General features: G+C 39.2%; 12 protein-coding genes. All 12 read right to left on the minus strand.

Features of this window, described 5'->3' with window-relative positions:
• Nucleotides 1–260: 260 nt before the first annotated feature.
• The 12 genes from V7121_RS23080 to V7121_RS25015 all read right to left on the minus strand — a co-directional run bounded on the left by V7121_RS23080 (nt 261) and on the right by V7121_RS25015 (nt 18,202).
• Entirely contained in the window at nt 261–2,204 is a 1,944-nt protein-coding gene (locus V7121_RS23080) for an Ig-like domain-containing protein (protein ID WP_335548050.1), read from the minus strand.
• Nucleotides 2,205–3,187: 983 nt separating this feature from the next.
• Nucleotides 3,188–3,748: a sortase gene (locus V7121_RS23085; RefSeq protein WP_335548052.1), complete on the minus strand. Its 561-nt coding sequence runs from the start codon at nt 3,746–3,748 to the stop codon at nt 3,188–3,190.
• A gap of 81 nt (nt 3,749–3,829) precedes the next feature.
• Nucleotides 3,830–4,624 carry a cohesin domain-containing protein gene (locus V7121_RS23090; protein WP_335548053.1) on the minus strand — a complete coding sequence of 265 codons (795 nt, stop codon included), beginning with the start codon at nt 4,622–4,624 and terminating at the stop codon, nt 3,830–3,832.
• A gap of 27 nt (nt 4,625–4,651) precedes the next feature.
• Nucleotides 4,652–7,639, minus strand: coding sequence for a tandem-95 repeat protein (locus V7121_RS23095; RefSeq protein ID WP_335548055.1), 2,988 nt, complete (start codon nt 7,637–7,639; stop codon nt 4,652–4,654).
• Entirely contained in the window at nt 7,636–8,109 is a 474-nt protein-coding gene (locus tag V7121_RS23100; RefSeq protein WP_335548057.1) for a hypothetical protein, read from the minus strand. The genes V7121_RS23095 and V7121_RS23100 overlap by 4 nt, the downstream gene beginning before the upstream one ends.
• A gap of 481 nt (nt 8,110–8,590) precedes the next feature.
• The gene (locus V7121_RS23105) at nt 8,591–10,852 is read right to left on the minus strand and encodes an Ig-like domain-containing protein (protein ID WP_335496084.1); all 2,262 of its coding nucleotides are present in this window, start codon (nt 10,850–10,852) and stop codon (nt 8,591–8,593) included.
• Nucleotides 10,853–11,699: 847 nt separating this feature from the next.
• A complete protein-coding gene (locus V7121_RS23110) occupies nt 11,700–12,677 on the minus strand; it encodes a hypothetical protein (RefSeq protein ID WP_335496087.1) in 978 nt (325 codons plus the stop codon).
• 12 nt (nt 12,678–12,689) lie between these two features.
• Nucleotides 12,690–14,546 carry a hypothetical protein gene (locus tag V7121_RS23115; RefSeq protein WP_335548059.1) on the minus strand — a complete coding sequence of 619 codons (1,857 nt, stop codon included), beginning with the start codon at nt 14,544–14,546 and terminating at the stop codon, nt 12,690–12,692.
• Nucleotides 14,527–16,674, minus strand: coding sequence for a hypothetical protein (locus V7121_RS23120; protein ID WP_335496091.1), 2,148 nt, complete (start codon nt 16,672–16,674; stop codon nt 14,527–14,529). Before V7121_RS23120 ends, V7121_RS23115 begins: the two co-directional genes overlap by 20 nt.
• Nucleotides 16,675–16,901: 227 nt before the next feature.
• Nucleotides 16,902–17,723: an SGNH/GDSL hydrolase family protein gene (locus tag V7121_RS23125; RefSeq protein WP_335496095.1), complete on the minus strand. Its 822-nt coding sequence runs from the start codon at nt 17,721–17,723 to the stop codon at nt 16,902–16,904.
• A 30-nt stretch (nt 17,724–17,753) separates the two neighbouring features.
• The gene (locus tag V7121_RS23130; protein WP_335548061.1) at nt 17,754–18,083 is read right to left on the minus strand and encodes an N-acetylmuramoyl-L-alanine amidase family protein; all 330 of its coding nucleotides are present in this window, start codon (nt 18,081–18,083) and stop codon (nt 17,754–17,756) included.
• 14 nt (nt 18,084–18,097) lie between these two features.
• Nucleotides 18,098–18,202: a hypothetical protein gene (locus V7121_RS25015; RefSeq protein ID WP_420490750.1), complete on the minus strand. Its 105-nt coding sequence runs from the start codon at nt 18,200–18,202 to the stop codon at nt 18,098–18,100.

Consider the following 18,202-nt stretch of genomic DNA (forward strand, 5'->3'; position numbering starts at 1 on the left):
TTGTTCATTTTTGGCCTTTTAAAAACCTTATTTACATATGGTACGGCCTTTATGTCGGTAATGAGGAATTCATCGTCTGAACTTTAACTTTATATGTGTTTATGAAGGTTTTATTAGTTCCTTTATATTCATGTGTCCTGTAGATATTAAAGGTTTCTTTTGTATTCACCAAGTAGGTACCGTCGTCCAATCTTTTGATACTATTGCAGGCTATTATGCCGGCCAATGTAATTGGCTGACATAACGATCGAGTTAAATATCTATTTTTCTGATTTAAACTTTACTCCCAAACGGTTGCTTTCTAACATTCCACTTCTTGTCACTGTTACGTATACTTTACCCGACTTTTTCCCGAGTTGTTTGATTTTAAGTTTTAACGTCGACCCTTTTGCAGTGACAGGTTTTATCAATTGTTTTCCACTCTTAGCAGCAGAATAAATACGGATCACATCATTTTTCTTAAGATGAGTAACATAGATTACATCACTTATTTTGCGATTATTTGTGATTTTCATTTGCTTTGCAGATAACAGGTTAGTTTGTTCACCCTTGTAAGACACGGCCACAAGTTTACTTTCCTTTAATCCAGAACGAATTGTGGATATATAAATCTTACCATTGGTTTGCCCTAATTGCTTAACGGATAGGATGGTCGTTGTTCCCGTAGAATTCCAGCTCCCAATTAGCGTTCCAGCTGAGGTATAAAGTTTTATACGTGCTCCTTTTGTAACTCCTTTTACGGAGATCGTATCGGCTTTTCCCTTGTTATTCCTAATTGTCACTTGTGAAGACTTAAGCGGCGCCGTAATAACTTGCTTAACTGTTTTTTCTGGCAGATTTAGTTTTTTACTACCAGCAATGAAAGTAAGTTTCACTTTGGAGCCAGCCGGCAGAATTCCCGTTTTCAAGTGAAATTTTTCCCCTTGTATAATTCGAAATGGTCCATACTTCTTTGTTTTGCTACTTAACCTAAGAGCTGAAAAAGCAGGACTTGTGACAGTTACCTCTGCTGACGTTCCGAAACTACTTGAACCTTCGATTGTTTCACTATCATCGGTTAGATCCTCTACATAGACCTTTTCAACATCGATTTTGGTTTCAGCTGTTTTATTGGTATTTGGCATATTGGTTTGGATGGTAAGTAACTCACCAGCAGTTAAGGATGTAATCGGCAGATTAAAATTCCCATAAAGATTCGCACGCCCTTGTGCCAAAATAGTACCGTCCTCATTGATAACCGATACATTGCTTTCAGAAGGGGCCCAACCAGTTATAGTTGTTGATATTTGTGAGATAGGATCGACCCTTGGCGTGGTTGACATAAGATTAATAGATTCACTGCTATTTCCTATGTTTAATACATTTTCATACACTGGGTCATAAACTCGTACAGTATCCTGAGTTAATTTACTGATGGTTAACGTGTTATCGAGGTCAAATTGAAAATGTCCATTACTATCGACAGAAACTTCCTTATCGAATTGAAAATTGTAGCGATTATAAAAAACAATTTTACTGTTAGGAATGGCCACACCGCTAATAGAAGTCGACCAGATGGTGGTTGGATTAAAGGTAATTTCTCCTCCTGCAGCCCAATCATGGCCGACCATTTCTTGATAGGTGTCAGTTCCTTGTGAATTTGTAAATTGTATTTTAAGAAAAGTCCCGATTGGATACTTTGGTAAGGTGATGTTAAATTTTCCCTGGGCATCAGTACCACCTGAGGTAATTAATTTACCATCCTTAAATACTTCAATTTTAGTATTCTTTACACTTATTCCCGTTACCACATGGGTATCAGGATTAATCTGTGCTAATTGATGATAGGATCCATGGTACACATAGACTTGGTCAGAATCGATAATATCCCAATCCTTGTTATACGTAACGACTGAGAATATTTTACCAGCTTGCCAAGAACCAGTTCCTCCGATAAAAATTCTAAAAATGCCTGAAACATCAGCCTTTGCGATTCTTTCAGACTGATTGTTCCTTAGATCCACTCCATTTCCAGGACCTAACCTTATGGCTACATAAGCATTTGGTGTTGTCGTACCAACTAAAGCTGTATCTTTTGATGTCACTTTCTCGATCGTCGTTACTGATGTATTGCTAGTCAAACTCTCTGCTTTTGCAATTTGCGGAAAATACACTATTCCGGATGCTAGAAAAATAGCCATAAAGGCATAAAGAAATTTCTTCATAAATCCTCCTATTTATTTTACATTTATTACTTTAATACTATCACAAAGCTTTAAACAAAAACTAAGTAAATGTAGAAATATGGGAAAGTGGGAACTCGATTAACGGATTTCTCTTTATTCTTCACCAATTTTCCCTCTCAATCAATCGTTTGATTAAAACGGCTTCACCCCATGGTACATATGCCTCAAGCCTGCATGAGTCAAAAATAATTTGTAGAAAAATAACAAAAAATATGTAGCATTCTATCGAAAAGTCACAAACCGACACCCTTTCGACCAAATAACAAAAAGGCTATACTAATCAAACGTTTGTTTGAAACAGCTGCAAGGATTGGTAGATTAGGAATCTTCCTTCAAAGGAAGCAAAAAGAATGTCGAGACGAATGACTTCATTTCGCAGGAAATATCCTACTTTTCCACAAAACCCACAAGGTTCCTCTTAAAATTACAAGTTTTTAGTAATCTCCCGCCTTTTCAACACTACACAAACGGGTAATTAAAAGTGGCCTTAGCACACAGCGTTCCTGGATTTCCCCCTCAAAAGGCCTGAAATAAATGTCGATAACTACGGTCTCATTTTAAAAAGGAACTCATGGTAGTGACTGAACAAGGATTTTTGCCAGACCTATGTTTGTCAGATTTGCAAAATTCCTCTTTGAAGAAAAAGATTGAAAAAAAGAGCCTGTCCCCCATTGCGTTAGTGCGTGGTTAACACAACTTCGCTTTTTGAGCTCTTCTTTGTCCGAAGTTGCCATGACTTCGGACATGACCTTGCTTTTTGGGCTCTTCCTTGTCCGAAGTTGACACGACTTCGGACACGACCTTGCTTTTTGGGCCCTTCCTTGTCCGAAGTTGCCATGACATCTCACAACCAACTTATTTATTTGCGAAACGAACAAGTTTGTTTGCGAAACCACCCTATTTGTTTGCGAAACTAGCATGTTTGTTTGCGAAACCTCAAATCCTCCCACCTCACATCCACATCAATTAATTTTAGCTTTCGCTACAACAATTAACCTTTTATCAGGATCCTTCGTACACGTGATTAGAGTCAAAACCGCTTCCGTTTGATTCGATTGACTCAGCGGCGATAGATCGGATTTATCGACCCAATATTTATCGACCATCTGATACTCTTTCTTCGTCCCTGCTTTATCCTCCAGAAAAATCGGATCCGAAGCCTTCATTCCTTTTAAGTGTCCAAAAAAGCTGCCATTTCTCATATTATGTCCAGCCAGCACTAGATTTCCCTTTGCGTGAATGGCAGGGCCAACGACCTTACTGATGGAGATATCCAAGTTTTTATCTGTTGTTTGATTTAAAATAATATAGCTGATATCAAGCGAAGGAATGCTAATTTTTCCTATCACCTTTTTCTGCTCAGAGGATGTAGTATTCCCCTTCCCTTCCACTGCTTCTTCATAGATCCGTTCAAGCTTTTCTCGTTCTGCTTGATTGGCATTCGCTTCATAGAAGCGAACAAGGCGAAACGACACAGCTGCTACTAAAAGTATGATTAAAACGATGCTTATACCCTTTTTCATTTTTCCACCTTCAAATAGAAGTGAGAGGCTGACTATATTTGGATATCTCATCCCATACAATCAGCCTCTCTTACTACATCATTAGTTTTTTACTGCTTCTTTTCTCTTCTTATACATCCACAAGGTAACTAGCAGCACAGCTAAAGCACCGATTGCAATATTTAAATAGGTATCAATATAAGAATCATCCCATGTCTTCGGTAATAGTCCGGGTTTTGAATCTTTTTTATCTACCTTAACACTATCATCTGCTTTATCCGTCGGTGTGGGAGGCACTTGATCTTTATCAGGCTCATTCCCTTGATCTTGTCCCTTATCTTCTGCCTTCACCACTTGTATTTTGCCTGGGTTCACTTCCACAGACAGCGTCTTGCCAGAAACATCGACAAACGAAAGTGCTTCCACATCATTCGATGGAATCGTAAACTTTTTCTCCCCGATAAAGTCAGTCTTTAGCACTTCGACCTGAATGGTAAATAAGTCCGTATCCTTTGTGATCGGATGATCGCCAGCGTCGGGGTCAGCCCATGCTGCACGTAGGAAACCATCTTCATTGCTAAAATTAGACCAAAAACACCCTTCATTATCTTTCGTACACCCTGTTTCAGTTGTATTTCCATGGCTTGGATTGATTCCGACAACCTTCAAATAGTCTTTATCAAAGTGAATCTCAACACCATAGGCTGCGATTCCATTGGTTATTTCACCAATTTTGACGGGAACATCCACTACATCTCCAGCTGAACCATTGACTTCACCAATTGAAACCATTGCAGGATTCTGACCTGCAGCCGCCAATGATGGACGCGGTAGAGCCAGTAAACTGATAAATAGGGCGAGGGTAATCAGCCCCATTATTCTCCATTTCGTTTTCATCTAGTATTCTCCCTTTAAACAGTATTATTAATTGTTGTGACGTCCAAAGAAGCTATAGTTGACGGGTATATACTTATTCCATTGCGATGCATCAAAATTTGGCAGTCCATCATTAATTCCGGTCTTGCGAACCATCGTACCTCCAGTTGCAAAAATGGGCTGGTTTGATGTAGGGTCTCCTACTGTGTCTATGACCTTTCCATCCTTTTTCAAAACAAGCGCACTTACGACAACACCTGGTTCATTTAACTCCGTTTCAAGATTGTAATACATCATTGTAGTTACATCAAAGGCATCGTAAAAAGCATGATCTATAATGTTATAGGTCATCCCTGGCCAGACTCCACCAGGGAAGTAGGGAACCTCAGTGGTTACCACCTTTTGACCATTTTTCCATTTATGAATTTCAAGCTGCAGCCCTGCCCCTAACATGGCTGGATCACTGCCATTAGGATAGTACACTTCAAGTGCCGAGTTAAAGCCAGGTCCTTGCAGATACTCTGAGATAAACGCAGTGGGTGCATCTTGACTCGTTTTAATCACCAGAGGATTGGAAGTGATCGCTTGCCCCTTTGTTGTAGCGGTTGCTTTTGCCGTTACGGAAAAATCAGTGATATCTGAATCAAAGTCGGTGCCATCATACTCGAATAGTAGACCTGCAGATCCTTCATCATAGAAATATACATCAACTATTTTTAAACCAACTGGGGCATGGTTTAATTCAAAATCACTCGCTGTCATATCCGCGTTGAAGCGGTCTCCGCTTATTTCAAGGTCCAGATAACCAGCACCTTCAGATTTAAGACTATTTTCAATTAATGGCTCAAAAGATGTTGCGGTTAATACTGCTTGTCCAAACACCTTGGTACTCGCATCGCTCAAGAAAGGTTGATTCGCCTGCTCACCAGCAACGGCAACAGGCGTTACTTCGAAAAATAAATAGTGGTTATCGTCCTCGTCCTGGATCAAGTAGGTAGTCGAATTCGCCCCACTAATCGCTACTTTGTCGCTGCCATCTGGTTGACTGCCGCGATACCACTTAAAGGTAGAAGTACCTTCCGCATCATTTTCCTCATCAGCATAGGTGTACGAGCCTTGAACCGTTTCACCTGGCGCAAATTTGCCAGAAATAGATAAATTGGAAACACTTGGTGCGTCATTCACAGCGGTAATATCGACATCAATCTTCACTACTTCAGAATCAGTCGTGCCATCATTGACTTTAAATGTAAAGGAATCCGTTCCATTTTCATTGGCATTTGGTTTATACGTGAACGCACCTGTTTGTGCATCTGTAATCGTCACGTCACCTTTTTTACCATTTTCAACAAGATGATAGGATAAGCTGTCCCCGTCGATATCCACTGCTTCGAGCTGACCCGTCGCTGTTTCATCTTCCGTTACTTCCAAACTGTCCGCCTTCGCTACCGGGGTATCGTTTACGGCTTTGACGTCAATAGCGACTGTCTGTTCCTCTGAATCTATTTTTCCATCATTTAATTTATACGTAAAAGAATCTTTCCCATTAAAATTAGCTTCTGGTTGATATGTAAATGTTCCATCGGCCTCTAAGGTGAACGTTCCATGCGCTGGACCACTTACGAGTGTGGCATTCAGTTCATCGCCATCCGCATCTACATCATTTGCTAGGATGCTAGTACCGTCTAGAATGCTATCTTCATTGACAGAATAGCTATCTTTAGTTGCTGATGGAGCATCATTGACTGCTTTGATATTCACATCGATCGTCACTACCTCGGAATCGACCGTGCCATCATTGACTTTAAATGTAAAGGAATCCGTTCCATTTTCATTGGCATTTGGTTTATACGTGAACGCACCGGTTTGTGCATCTGTAATCGTCACGTTACCTTTTTTACCATTTTCAACAAGATGATAGGATAAGCTGTCCCCGTCGATATCCACTGCCTCGAGCTGACCCGTCGCTGTTTCATCTTCCGTTACTTCCAAACTGTCCGCCTTCGCTATCGGGTTATCGTTTACGGCTTTAACGTCAATAGCGACTGTCTGTTCCTCTGAATCTATTTTTCCATCATTTAATTTATACGTAAAAGAATCTTTCCCATTAAAATTACCCTCTGGCTGATAAGTAAACGTTCCGTCTGCACGTAAGGTGAACGTTCCATGCGCGGGACCACTTACGAGTGTGGCATTCAGTTCATCGCCATCCGCATCTACATCATTTGCTAGGATGCTAGTACCGTCGAGAATGCTATCTTCATTGACAGAATAGCTATCTTTAGTTGCTGATGGAGCATCATTGACTGCTTTGATATTCACATCGATCGTCACTACCTCGGAATCCACCGTGCCATCATTGACTTTAAACGTAAAGGAATCGACTCCGTTCTCGTTGGCAGCTGGCGTATACGTGAACGCACCTGTTTTTGCATCGGTAATGGTCACATTACCTTTTTTACCATCTTCGACAAGGCTATAGGTTAATGTGTCACCGTCGCTATCAGAGGCTTCGAGCTGACCTGTCGCAGTTTCATCTTCGGTTACTTCTAAACTTGCCTCCTTCGCTACAGGAGTATCGTTTACAACTTTGACGTCAATAGCGACTGTCTGCTCCTCTGAATCTACTTTTCCATCATTAGCCCTATAGGTAAAAGAATCTTCCCCATTAAAATCAGCCTCTGGTACATAGATAAATGTTCCATCTGTATGTAAGGTTAACGTTCCGTGAGCAGGGCCGCTGACTTGATTGGCAGTTAAAGCATTTCCCTCGACATCGAGATCATTTTGCAGAATACTTGCACCAGTCTCTAGATTCGTATCTTCATTGATTGAATAGTGATCCTCTTTTGTAAGTGGGGCATCATTTACTTCCCCTAATGAAATATAATAGTTGTTATCACTTGTCGTGCTTGGCTTCTTGCCAACATAATTGGCCATCAGCACGCTCGCATCATTATTGGTCACTTTCCCATCCCCATCAAGATCAAGCAATTTTAACTGCTCAGCACTCAAGGTCAGTTTGCCACTTGTCACTTGATAGATTTGGAGGGCATCTGCCGGATTAATGTTTCCATCACCTTGATATCACCCTTTTTGCTCACCTTGAAGGTAAATTGATCACTAATTACCTTACCGTCCTCATTCGTTGCTGTGACTTTAATAATAGAATCACCAAAGTCCTTAACAGCTATATTTACCGTTTGTTTTTCAACCGACACGGACACGAAATTTTTGGATGATGTGGCTTCTAACGTAATCGTTCCTTCTTTTAAAAGAGGAGCAAAACGACTGCTGAAATCAATCGTAATCATGTCATCAGTTAATGAAGATTGGGATTTCATCCAAACTACATCCTCACTAAATACGACCCTTTGGTTTTCTAAAGGGGCTGCTTTGACGAGATTTGTACCAGCTACTGCTGTAGACACAATGGTAACAGCACTAAATACCGTTAATATTCCCTTTTTACTTATAGTCAAATAGTCCTTATTTGCATTTTCCAAGGAAAGGCCTCCTTATTAAAAATAGTTAATTATACTCAGAACAATATAACATAATAATTATGGTAATAGTGGAAATTTGTCGAAATTTTGCAATCTTTACGAACAGAAAAAAATCAACAATCCTATTCATAGTAAAGGGGGAATATCCTACAAGAACTGTAACAACCAACTACCCAGAGTAAAGTTGTTCAATTTTGATGATGCATATTTCGCAAAAAAACCGTCAAGAAAACAGTTAAAAGCGTAATATATCGTTAATTTTTGGTGAAGTCCCCAAAATTCTAGACCAAACCCTCCTCTATTCACTTAAAAGCTAACTTTTTTGTTTAGTAAAATATTTTATTTGCGAACTGAGCAAGTTTGTTTGCGAAACTCGCCTATTTGTTTGCGAAACTAGCACTTTTATTTGCGAAACCTAAATGCATAACATACAGGAAAAATCCCCTCCACATTGTATGAAGGGGATTTCTTTATAGGTTTATTATTTTACTCTAACAATTACTACCTTACTAACATTCTTTGCCTTATCAGTAGCTATCACACTTAAAACTGTTTTCCTCTTCTGAGCTTTGATTTTCACTTTGAAGTTTCCTTTGGAATCAGCCTTAGCTGTGCCGATGACTTTACTTCCGACCTTGACTGTTATAGTAGAGTAGGCTTCGGCTGTTCCAGTTACTTCTTTTGTTGTGCTTTTTACAGTAGTTTTGATTTTCGGAGCTAATGGTGCAGTTTTGTCAATAACGGTCATACTCTTAGCTACACTTACATTTTCTGCTGTATCCTTCGCTGTCACAATTACCTTTATGCCTGCCTTTTGCACAGGAATGGTTACCTTATAGTTCCCCTTTGTATCTGCTTTGGCAACGTACCTTTTCGTTCCAATTGTAACGGTAACAATGGATCCTGCTTCAACTTTACCAGTTACCAATTTTGTTTGGTCTGAGATTGTGATAACGGTTGGAGTAACTGGTGCTGTTTTATCAAGGACTGTAATACTTTTTGCGGCACTCACATTACCCGCTGTATCCTTAGCCGCTACGATTAACTTTGTTCCTGCTTTTAAGATAGGAATTACCACTTTGTAATTCCCGTTTGTATCAGCTTCTGCTGTATTAATCTTTGTGCCAATTAACAACGATACAGTCGCTCCAGGTTCTGTCTTGCCGGTTATTTCTTTGGACTTGTCTGAAACTACATCTACAGTTAAAAATGATGGAGCAGTTTTGTCAATAACCTGGACAATGGTTCCTTCACTTTCATTTCCAACGGCATCTGTTGCTATAACCTCAAGTACCATTCCTGCTGTTTGAACTGGAATAGTCACTTTATAGTTACCATCTTGACCTGCTGCTTCTGTTCCGATTACTGAACCGCTTACCTTCACTTCGATTGTTGATTCGGGTTCTGCTTGACCCGTTACCATATTATCTTTATCGCTTACTTGATTTACTACTGGTTTCACAGGGGCGAGGGTATCGATAACCTGGACTGTACTTTTAACATCAAACCCTAAATATTTAGCTTTCAAATCAAAACTTCCTATTTTTTGCGCCACTAACTTACCTGATAACAAATACGCGACATTAAAATCACTCGTTGCCCAAGTGATACCAGTCTTGATTTCACTTGTAGTACCATCCGCTAAAACGCCTAGAAGACTTAAATCAGTTTTTGAACCGAGCTGAATCTCTAGATACTTGGAAGGAATCGAAACTTGTGTCACACGTTTAATCAAATTCTTACCACTATACACATTTCCATCGACTAAAATATATTTCCCATCAGAACTAATAGCCGTTTTTTTAATGTCATTAAGATAATCTAGATTCGTATAAATTTGTTGCCCTGTTTTAAAATCAAACATGATAAAACTACCGCCAGAACTGTAATAGTTTCCACTGGTAATTGCCACTAAATATTTACCACTTTTATCAATGTCAATATAATTAAATACCCAGCCCGGATATGTCTTAAATTGAGTACTTGGCAAATCGATTTTCGTAAAGGCCTGATCAACATCATAAAGGGATAATTGATCAGCATCTCCACCGAGCACTAATTTTTTTCCGTCAGCAGTAAATTTTACTGTGTTGATATTCATATCTGACAGAATCGTATCAATGTACTCACCGTTTGTATCATATATATTTACTGTGTTATCACCACCGCTGATCGCAATATAATTGGATGATAGAGCCATTCCTGACATTTGCGGTATATTTCGATAAAAAACAATTTGTTGTTTGTCCACATCAAATCCAACTAATTTTGTTGATCCATTAGTGGTCATCACTAAAATATTCGTATTAGGAATAAATTCTGGATGGCCAAAATCGGAAAACACCTCATCTTTAAATGGTATTTCATTGCCATAGAATACTTTTTCACCGAAACTATTAAATATATCCATATTAACACTGTTACGGCTTATTGCCACAAAATAGGTATTGCTATCATTTGCTGTAAAATAATAAAAATTTTCTGTATCAAATGATTGTAATGTTGTTCCTTGCGAGGCTTTTACTATTTTCAATTTATCTTTATCAGAATAATAATAATCATAATAATCAGCAACTAATAGATTCTCCTGATCATTGAGAAAAAAATAATTAAATCTATCGTATTGTTCGGTACTAATTTGTGAAATAGTTGGCAGCTGTAATTCTCCAACAGCAAACGCCTTTGGTGCCCATACAACCAAAAATACCGATGCCAAGATGAGGTTTAGCATCATTTTCTTCATATACATGTCTCCCCTTTTTACTGAAAAAGCAATTCCATTTGATACCAATTGCTCCTCTTATCTAATAAATTGGACTATATTTCCATTATACCTATTTAGTAGAATATTCCTATATACACTACAAAAAAGAGAATTATATTCTAAAAAATAAATAGGAGCCCAATAAAAAGGGTCTTTACCAACGGCTTTTCATACAGCGTGAGACTGACCCCAGATTCTCCAACCTATTTATTTGCGAACTGAACAAGTTTGTCTGCGAACCGAGCACTTTTATTTGCGAATCTTAAAATCTCTACTCTTTCTCCGTCCTGAATAATAAATATCACAAAAATCCTCACCTATTTTCCAGCAAATTTCACTATCAACCAAACGTTTGATTAAAACGGCCTCATCCCTTGGTACATATATCCCATTTCTGTCTAAGCCAAAAATAATTTGTAGAAATATAACAAAAAATATGTAGCTTTCTATCGAAAAGTCATTTTTCGACCTCTTTTCGACTAAATAACAAAAAGGCTATACTATTCAAACGTTTGGTTGAAAAAGCTGCAAGTACTAATTTATTAGCCTTCACCCTTCAAAGTAGGCACAAAGAATGTCGAGAGGAATTACTTCATTTCGCAGGAAATATTCTACTTTTCCACAAAACTAGCTAAGTTTCTCTTAAACTTACAAGTTTCTAGTAATCCCCCGTCTTTTCAACACTACACAAACGTTTAATTAAAAGTGGCCCCAACTCGCATTTTTCCCGGATTTCTCCCTCAAATTACTTACGATTAATGTCGAAAACGAGGATACCAAAAATCTTTCACTGTGCCAACAGAACCGTCCCCTTGTCACACCCACACTAAATAAAAAACCTTATACCTATTAATACGGCTTCAATGACAACAACCGAGAGGAGTAAGTTCACTTTCCATGCATTTTTTTTCTCAATCTTTGCTATGTCCTCTTTACTAGACATCTCGCGTGCGACTGATTGCAGCAGTTTATGATTTTGTTTGCCTTGGTCTTGAATGAAGGAACTCATTTCTTCTTGCCTTATCACCATCTCGCGTTTCCACATCTCAGCCTGCTCCGCTTGATTCTGTTTCCAGGACTCAAGCTGATGCGTGACTTTGTCGATCAATGCCTCTTCGCGGACAACCAAAATCGACTTGATCGAGTCGGTATGTCTTTGAAACATGTCCTGATACGACTTTTGCAGCTTCTCGAGGTGATAATCCATCTGCTGAAGCGCTAAAGCATGCGCAGCCAATTTTTCCTCTGTTTGTGTGAACTGCTCTTTTGTGAGAGTAACAAACGCTTCATTTTGCTCTAAAAATTGTCTATTTCTCTCATCAGATACGGATAACTCCTGTGTAAAAGCGGCAATCCCATCCGCAACAGATGAAATTGAACCTAGGGCCTTATCGACTAAATCTTTGTTGCTGCTCGCAACAGCCTTATACATTTCAGTTGTCTTCTCCGTAAACTTCAGTAAGCTGGATTGCAGCTCTTCATAAACAAATAAGAGTTGTGTTCGTTCTTCCTCCAAAAACCTTTGATTGCTTTGCACGATATCACTGCGATTTGCTTCCAACAGCTCCTGAACTTCTTGTTTTTGTGTTTCCATTTGACGGAATAGCATGCCAGCCCGTCTAATGACATTTTCCGCTTCCTTTTTAAAATTGTCCGAGTTACTCATCGCTAACTGGAGTATATTACTTTCTAGCAATTTAATTTTCTCTTTAAAATCATCGTAAAAAAGGTCTTCATTTAATTTCTTTAACTCATTGACTGCATTTTCATATTCGCTTTTTGTAGGCAGTTGCGTCGTTGCCATTTCTTCATCGCCTCATCCATTTAATGATTCAATTATTTTTACACCATCTCGCTGCAGGAGCTGCAAATAGTGCGCTGCGAGCCAGCGTTCTTCTGCCTGACCGTATAGCAAGTCTTGCTGAAGCTCATTCTTATACTCCATCCAGTATTTGATAAAATAGCCTTGGAGCTGGGAGGCATGCTCACGATCTTGGTTCCACAATTCGTAGACTGCTTGATAATGGGCATCAAGCTCAGCTTTTTGCTCGCGATACATAGCGATTTCTTTTTCCAGGTTATTTATTTTTTGTGCGGAAACAACCATTAAAAACTCTTTCTCTTTTACTAACCGCTCTTTTTGCCCGATTGCCTCGTGTAGAACGGGGGTTAGAAACAGATTATAGTTTACATACATCTGAGTTACCCACTCTTCGGCATAGTCCCGAGTAGTGGTCACGGCCTTTTCATAGGTACCCTTAAGCCAGAAGGCATCAATCTTTTGCTCGATCCTTGGAATGTAGGCGTGGCAGGGTTCCTCAAAAGGAACACCGATACCTAGAATGCTCGCCTTCTGTTTGATTTCCCTAAGCTTCGTCTCAATTTCCTGCTCCACACATAGCTCCAATTTATCGATATGACTATTAATCATACTGGCTTTCCGATAATAGGGAGTGAATTCAATCACATCATTGACTAATTTTCTAATCTGTTCAGAATCCGGATCTAGAAAAACAATCCCTTGTATGAATTCCTCATAGATTTGGATTTCCTTCTTCAAATGACCCGCTTGTAATTCCGCTGCTTCCCTCTCATGTTCCATAATCGCGGTTTGTCTCTCTATTAAAGTTTCGTACTTTTCCACTTTTTTCTGATGCTGCTCAAGCTCATGCTTACTTGCCTCTTCCGCTTCTTTATATAACTTCGTTAAGCGGCTAAAGGACAGTTCATTCACGTCTAGATTTTCCAAGTCCCTTTGGAGGTTTTGTAAAATCCCATCCATGATATCCTTCATTTTTCCATATAAAACAGGTTCACGATCCCGAATCACATCCCAGGAATTCCCCACATCAATTGGATAAATGGTTTTCGAAAAATCAAGTTCCATTTTTAACACGCGATTTAATACCTTCGCATAATCAGAGACCAAGTCGTTCGCAGAGGTGATCGTGCCATTAAAAATATTTTTGCGAATGTTATCTAACGATAAGGCGCGGGTAGGGATCACCCGGAAATGATCGAGCTGCTCGTACCAAGTTTTAATATCTTTTATGACGTATTGGGTAAATGCCGTTAGCTGTGCGGCATCATCCACCAATAAACAGACTTCACTTAAAGGAAGCCAATGCTTAATGCATTGTTTAACATGCTCTACTTCTTTTAACTCAGCTGATTCCACACCAGGTAAATCAACAATATTCAAATGAACATTTCTTTCTTCAAAGTAGTCAAATGGGATTTCCACGACAATAGGCTCCACAGAATAAGATTCCTGAGTTTCCACATTTGCCCGAACCGACTCGAGCGCAGCCTCTAACTGCTCACCGTTCAGTCCAGCCTTCACCACATCGTTAGGAAGCCGTACATGAAAAGAATGATCTTGTGACCGTTCATACCGCATCACAGTTACCGTAGAGGATTCTCCCAACTTTCTTTTTCCGCGAAGCCATTTTGATAACTGGCTTAGCCTATCTTGTTTGATGCCGAGTAAAGAGAGAATCACGGCCGTTTTTCCTACTTGGGTTGGCCCATATACGGAAATGGTCAATTCCTTTGTAGAGGCAGCCTCTATTTTTTCAACATCCAGCCGAACGAAGCGGTTGATGAATTCTTTCTTCGCTTTAAAAGCCCATTCGTAACGGTTTTTATGAAAATTAGTAAACGTAGGATTCATTTCTAAACGCCAGCTCCTGCATTTCTCCGCACATATGCTGCAGACGATTCAAACGATGATCAAGTTCGTCCATTAATCCAAAATCTTTATCGGTGCCACGTCTTTGGTGATACGTGTCGATCAGTTTTTCTTCCATTTTATCTAAAATGTTATTAATCGTTGCAATGACCGACTCTTCTTGTGTCGTAGCGAAGGATTTAAAGAGTTCCTTCGAAAGATGACTTCGCTCAAATTTATATTTTTCAATTCGTTCTGATCCTTTACTAATCGCAAGACCGCTCCCAACCGCCCCTACAATCAGCAGTCCAAGTGGTGCTGCAGCAGCAGAAGAGACGCCTAAAGAGGTTAAAATACCGGTCAACGCGCCAAATGTATTGAACGTACCATCTAAGGCATCAATTCCAAAAAATAGAGCAGCTCCCTTTACCACTGCGGAGGTGGAAAGAGTCAAATCTTGAAACTCTGAAATCAACCGGTTCGACTTATTCAATATTTCTTGTTGAACCTTTGGCTCTAGCAATTCAAACTTATCATTGTCTAATACTAAGCTGGCCGCCACCATCTCCTGAGCAATCCCGACCGCAATAACCGGCAAAACTTTCAAATCATTTTTCGTTAAGCGAACAGATAAATCCGTTTCAGCCGTATTTATATAGCGATCGATATTGGCTAAGGCTGTACTAACCACTTCATTAGAATCCACTTGTGACGCATCTTCTCCACTCGTGGTAGAAACAGGACGAAGAGGATTGACGGATTTTTCTAGTCTTGTTTGTTGTGCCTGTGGCTTAAGTTGGTTCGTTTCCTTTTTGACAAAAGTATCTAAACTATCAATCAGCACTCTCTCGGACTCTATCTCGTTTTCCCCGTTCCAAATCTCCTTTATTTGACTTTTAAATTGAAGCTGTTCTTCAAAGGAAATCTGCTTTGTAAACGCCGATTTCAGTTTATCAAGTGGTGTGTGTTTTTCTGCTTTAATCGAATCATCCATTTGTTCAGAACAGTTTTGTGCATGATTGGAGAGGGTTCTATTTACGACATTCCGTACGTCCGTAGTCACACTTTTACGGTATTGACGAAAAGCTTCGCGAATCTCGTATAAACCGACATCCTGACTGCCTTTCTCTTTTTGAAGTTGGATATAGAGCGTATCTGCCTTAATGGAGCTAAGTTCCGCTTCCAATTCATTTGTAACCTCCACCAGTTCGCTCGTAAACGAGGTAAGCATACGCAATTGCAAGATATATCCGCTTGAATTCGTGAGGGAATATTGATAAATTGCATTGATCATGTGTTCTGGGAAGTTCTTTACATCTTCACTGGTTCCAGTAAAAACAATTCGGTCGGTTTCGTTCGCAGGAATATTGAACTTTTGGCATAAATCATTTTGCAATTCTATTCTTTGTTGTGCATTCAATTCCTCGGCAAAAGACAACGCAAATAAAGGAGCACTCTCTTTATAATCAGAGGCCACTTTTGCAATTAATAGCTGCTGATCAAGCTGTGCTAGTTTTTTATGGTTAAAGACTAGTAAAACGGAGGTAGATAATGCTAGAAATGTATCTAGGTATTTTTGAGAAAGCTGATTCCGATCTCTTTCGAATCCTGGTAACAATGCCAATGATATTTCCGTATTGAAGTAGCGCTGCGGCAAGCGAGCTTCCAGCCATACATCATCTTTATCCGGATCTACTGAAATGGCATTAAACTCTTGTAATGATACTTCCACATCTATTAACTCATAGAATCCATTTTGGTCCCGAATCGCACGGCGCACAATATAGGAAATGTCTTTAGTGGTAGGGGATTCGGTAAAAAGTACAGGGAGTACCTCGCCGCGTCCTCCATCCGATGGCAATAAAGAATCATCTAGATGATATAAATCCCGCACCATCTTCGTTTTTCCCACACCTTGTAAACCAGTAATGGAAAGAATGGTTTTGTCATTCATTAACTTTGCCATATTAAATTTGAAGTAGAGGTCCTTCATTTTCACTAGAATATTAGTAAGTGTTGGACTTGGCTTGACGCGATAGGATTTTGCAATCAATTCATTTAATGCCTCCCGCATTTGATTGATTAAGGTTTCCGGGCTAGTGCCTATGTGTGCGATAAGTCTATTAGACATATATAATTACCTTCTTTTAGAAAAATTTAGTGGTAAATCCTTTTTATACTAAATTATTTTATCATAGATTATCGATCAGAATTAGAAGAGGCTTCAAATTTGGATATCGAACAGTTATGGGCTGGTTTAATGAGCATTCGGCTTTGTAGATGACTAATAACACTTAAAAAACTCGCCATCTTATGATGAGCGAGTTGTAATAGATGAACTGACAAAATTTTAATTCATCACTTCCAAAATTCATCAGACACTACCTGATAACCTGCGAGACTCAAATGAATGTCCGCTGGATTTGGAAGGTAATCTGCAAAATTTGCTACATTAATAGCTTGTGAAGTTGGTACAAATAAATCACCATTCTGTACGGCTCGAGATTGAATCTGTCCATTAAATGCGAGTAATAATTGTTCTAATTGCGCTTTTTGTTGTACGTCGGTTATATATGGGAATGGGTTGTAATAACCCATCACATAAACCTTCACATTTGGATTTAATTGATCGATTGTGTCTAAAATTGTGTTCAGCTTTTCAGAAATTTTTCCAATTTCTGTTGGTGCTTGAGCTGGATTTGCTTGAAGGACAGGGAGAAGTGGAAGCAGATCATTCGCACCAATATCAATAGTAATATGCGTTGCTTCTTTTATCTCTTTTTGTACGTCTTCTCTACTGAAATCAGCTATGACATCATCCGTTTTATATCCAGAAACACCAAAGTTATCAAAATCTAGTAACTGATAGGATTTTGCAAACTTCTCTGAAATATAATTTGGGTATCCCCAATCTAAATCTACTCCGTTTACCGGAATTCTATCTATTCCAAAAGGAGTCATACCGGCCGCTAAGGAATCACCCAAAGCAACATATTGAACTTGAATTCGCGCTCCATCTGCACCTAATTTATAGCCATCCACTATTGTATTGGCTGCCATGAATCCATCTTTATCAAAATAATACCATTTGGTACTGATTTGCTTCCAGCCTGTTACCCTTGACCCGTCGGGATTGAGGTAGTACTTTTTCCCTGATAAATCTAACCAACCGGTCTTCATCACACCAACGCTGTCAAGATAATACCATTTTCAACTTACTGTAATCCAACCTGTTTTCATCACACCTAAGCTATCCAGGTAATATTTTTTTCCGCTCACTGTAACCCAACCTATTTTCATCACACCTGAGCTATCTAGGTAATATTTTTTTCCGCTTACTGTAATCCAACCTGTTTTCATTACACCTGAGCTATCAAAGTAATATTTTTTTCCACTTACAGTAATCCAGCCGGTTTTTATTACACCTGTGCTATCAAAGTAATATTTTTTTCCACTTACTGCGAGCCAGCCGGTTTTCATTACGCCTGACTTATCTAGGTAATACCTTTTACCACTTACTGTAATCCAGCCGGTTTTCATCACGCCTGACTTATCTAGGTAATGCTTTTACCACTTACGGTGATCCAGCCGGTTTTCATTACCCCTGACTTATCGAAGTAATACTTTTTACCGCTTATTGTGATCCAGCCGGTTTTCAT

The organism is Neobacillus drentensis, assembly GCF_036962125.1.
In the GTDB taxonomy this organism is placed as follows: Bacteria; Bacillota; Bacilli; order Bacillales; family Cytobacillaceae; genus Neobacillus; species Neobacillus drentensis_B.

What these genes read in the sequence shown, in the direction of transcription:
- V7121_RS23080 (WP_335548050.1), bottom strand. Translation starts at nt 2,204, where the DNA reads ATGAAGAAATTTCTTTATGCCTTTATGGCTATTTTTCTAGCATCCGGA.
- V7121_RS23085 (WP_335548052.1), bottom strand. Translation starts at nt 3,748, where the DNA reads ATGAAAAAGGGTATAAGCATCGTTTTAATCATACTTTTAGTAGCAGCT.
- V7121_RS23090 (WP_335548053.1), bottom strand. Translation starts at nt 4,624, where the DNA reads ATGAAAACGAAATGGAGAATAATGGGGCTGATTACCCTCGCCCTATTT.
- V7121_RS23105 (WP_335496084.1), bottom strand. Translation starts at nt 10,852, where the DNA reads ATGAAGAAAATGATGCTAAACCTCATCTTGGCATCGGTATTTTTGGTT.
- V7121_RS23110 (WP_335496087.1), bottom strand. Translation starts at nt 12,677, where the DNA reads ATGGCAACGACGCAACTGCCTACAAAAAGCGAATATGAAAATGCAGTC.
- V7121_RS23115 (WP_335548059.1), bottom strand. Translation starts at nt 14,546, where the DNA reads ATGAATCCTACGTTTACTAATTTTCATAAAAACCGTTACGAATGGGCT.
- V7121_RS23120 (WP_335496091.1), bottom strand. Translation starts at nt 16,674, where the DNA reads ATGTCTAATAGACTTATCGCACACATAGGCACTAGCCCGGAAACCTTA.
- V7121_RS23125 (WP_335496095.1), bottom strand. Translation starts at nt 17,723, where the DNA reads ATGAAGACCGGTTGGTTAGATTTATCAGGGAAAAAGTACTACCTCAAT.
- V7121_RS23130 (WP_335548061.1), bottom strand. Translation starts at nt 18,083, where the DNA reads ATGAAAACCGGCTGGATTACAGTAAGTGGTAAAAGGTATTACCTAGAT.
- V7121_RS25015 (WP_420490750.1), bottom strand. Translation starts at nt 18,202, where the DNA reads ATGAAAACCGGCTGGATCACAATAAGCGGTAAAAAGTATTACTTCGAT.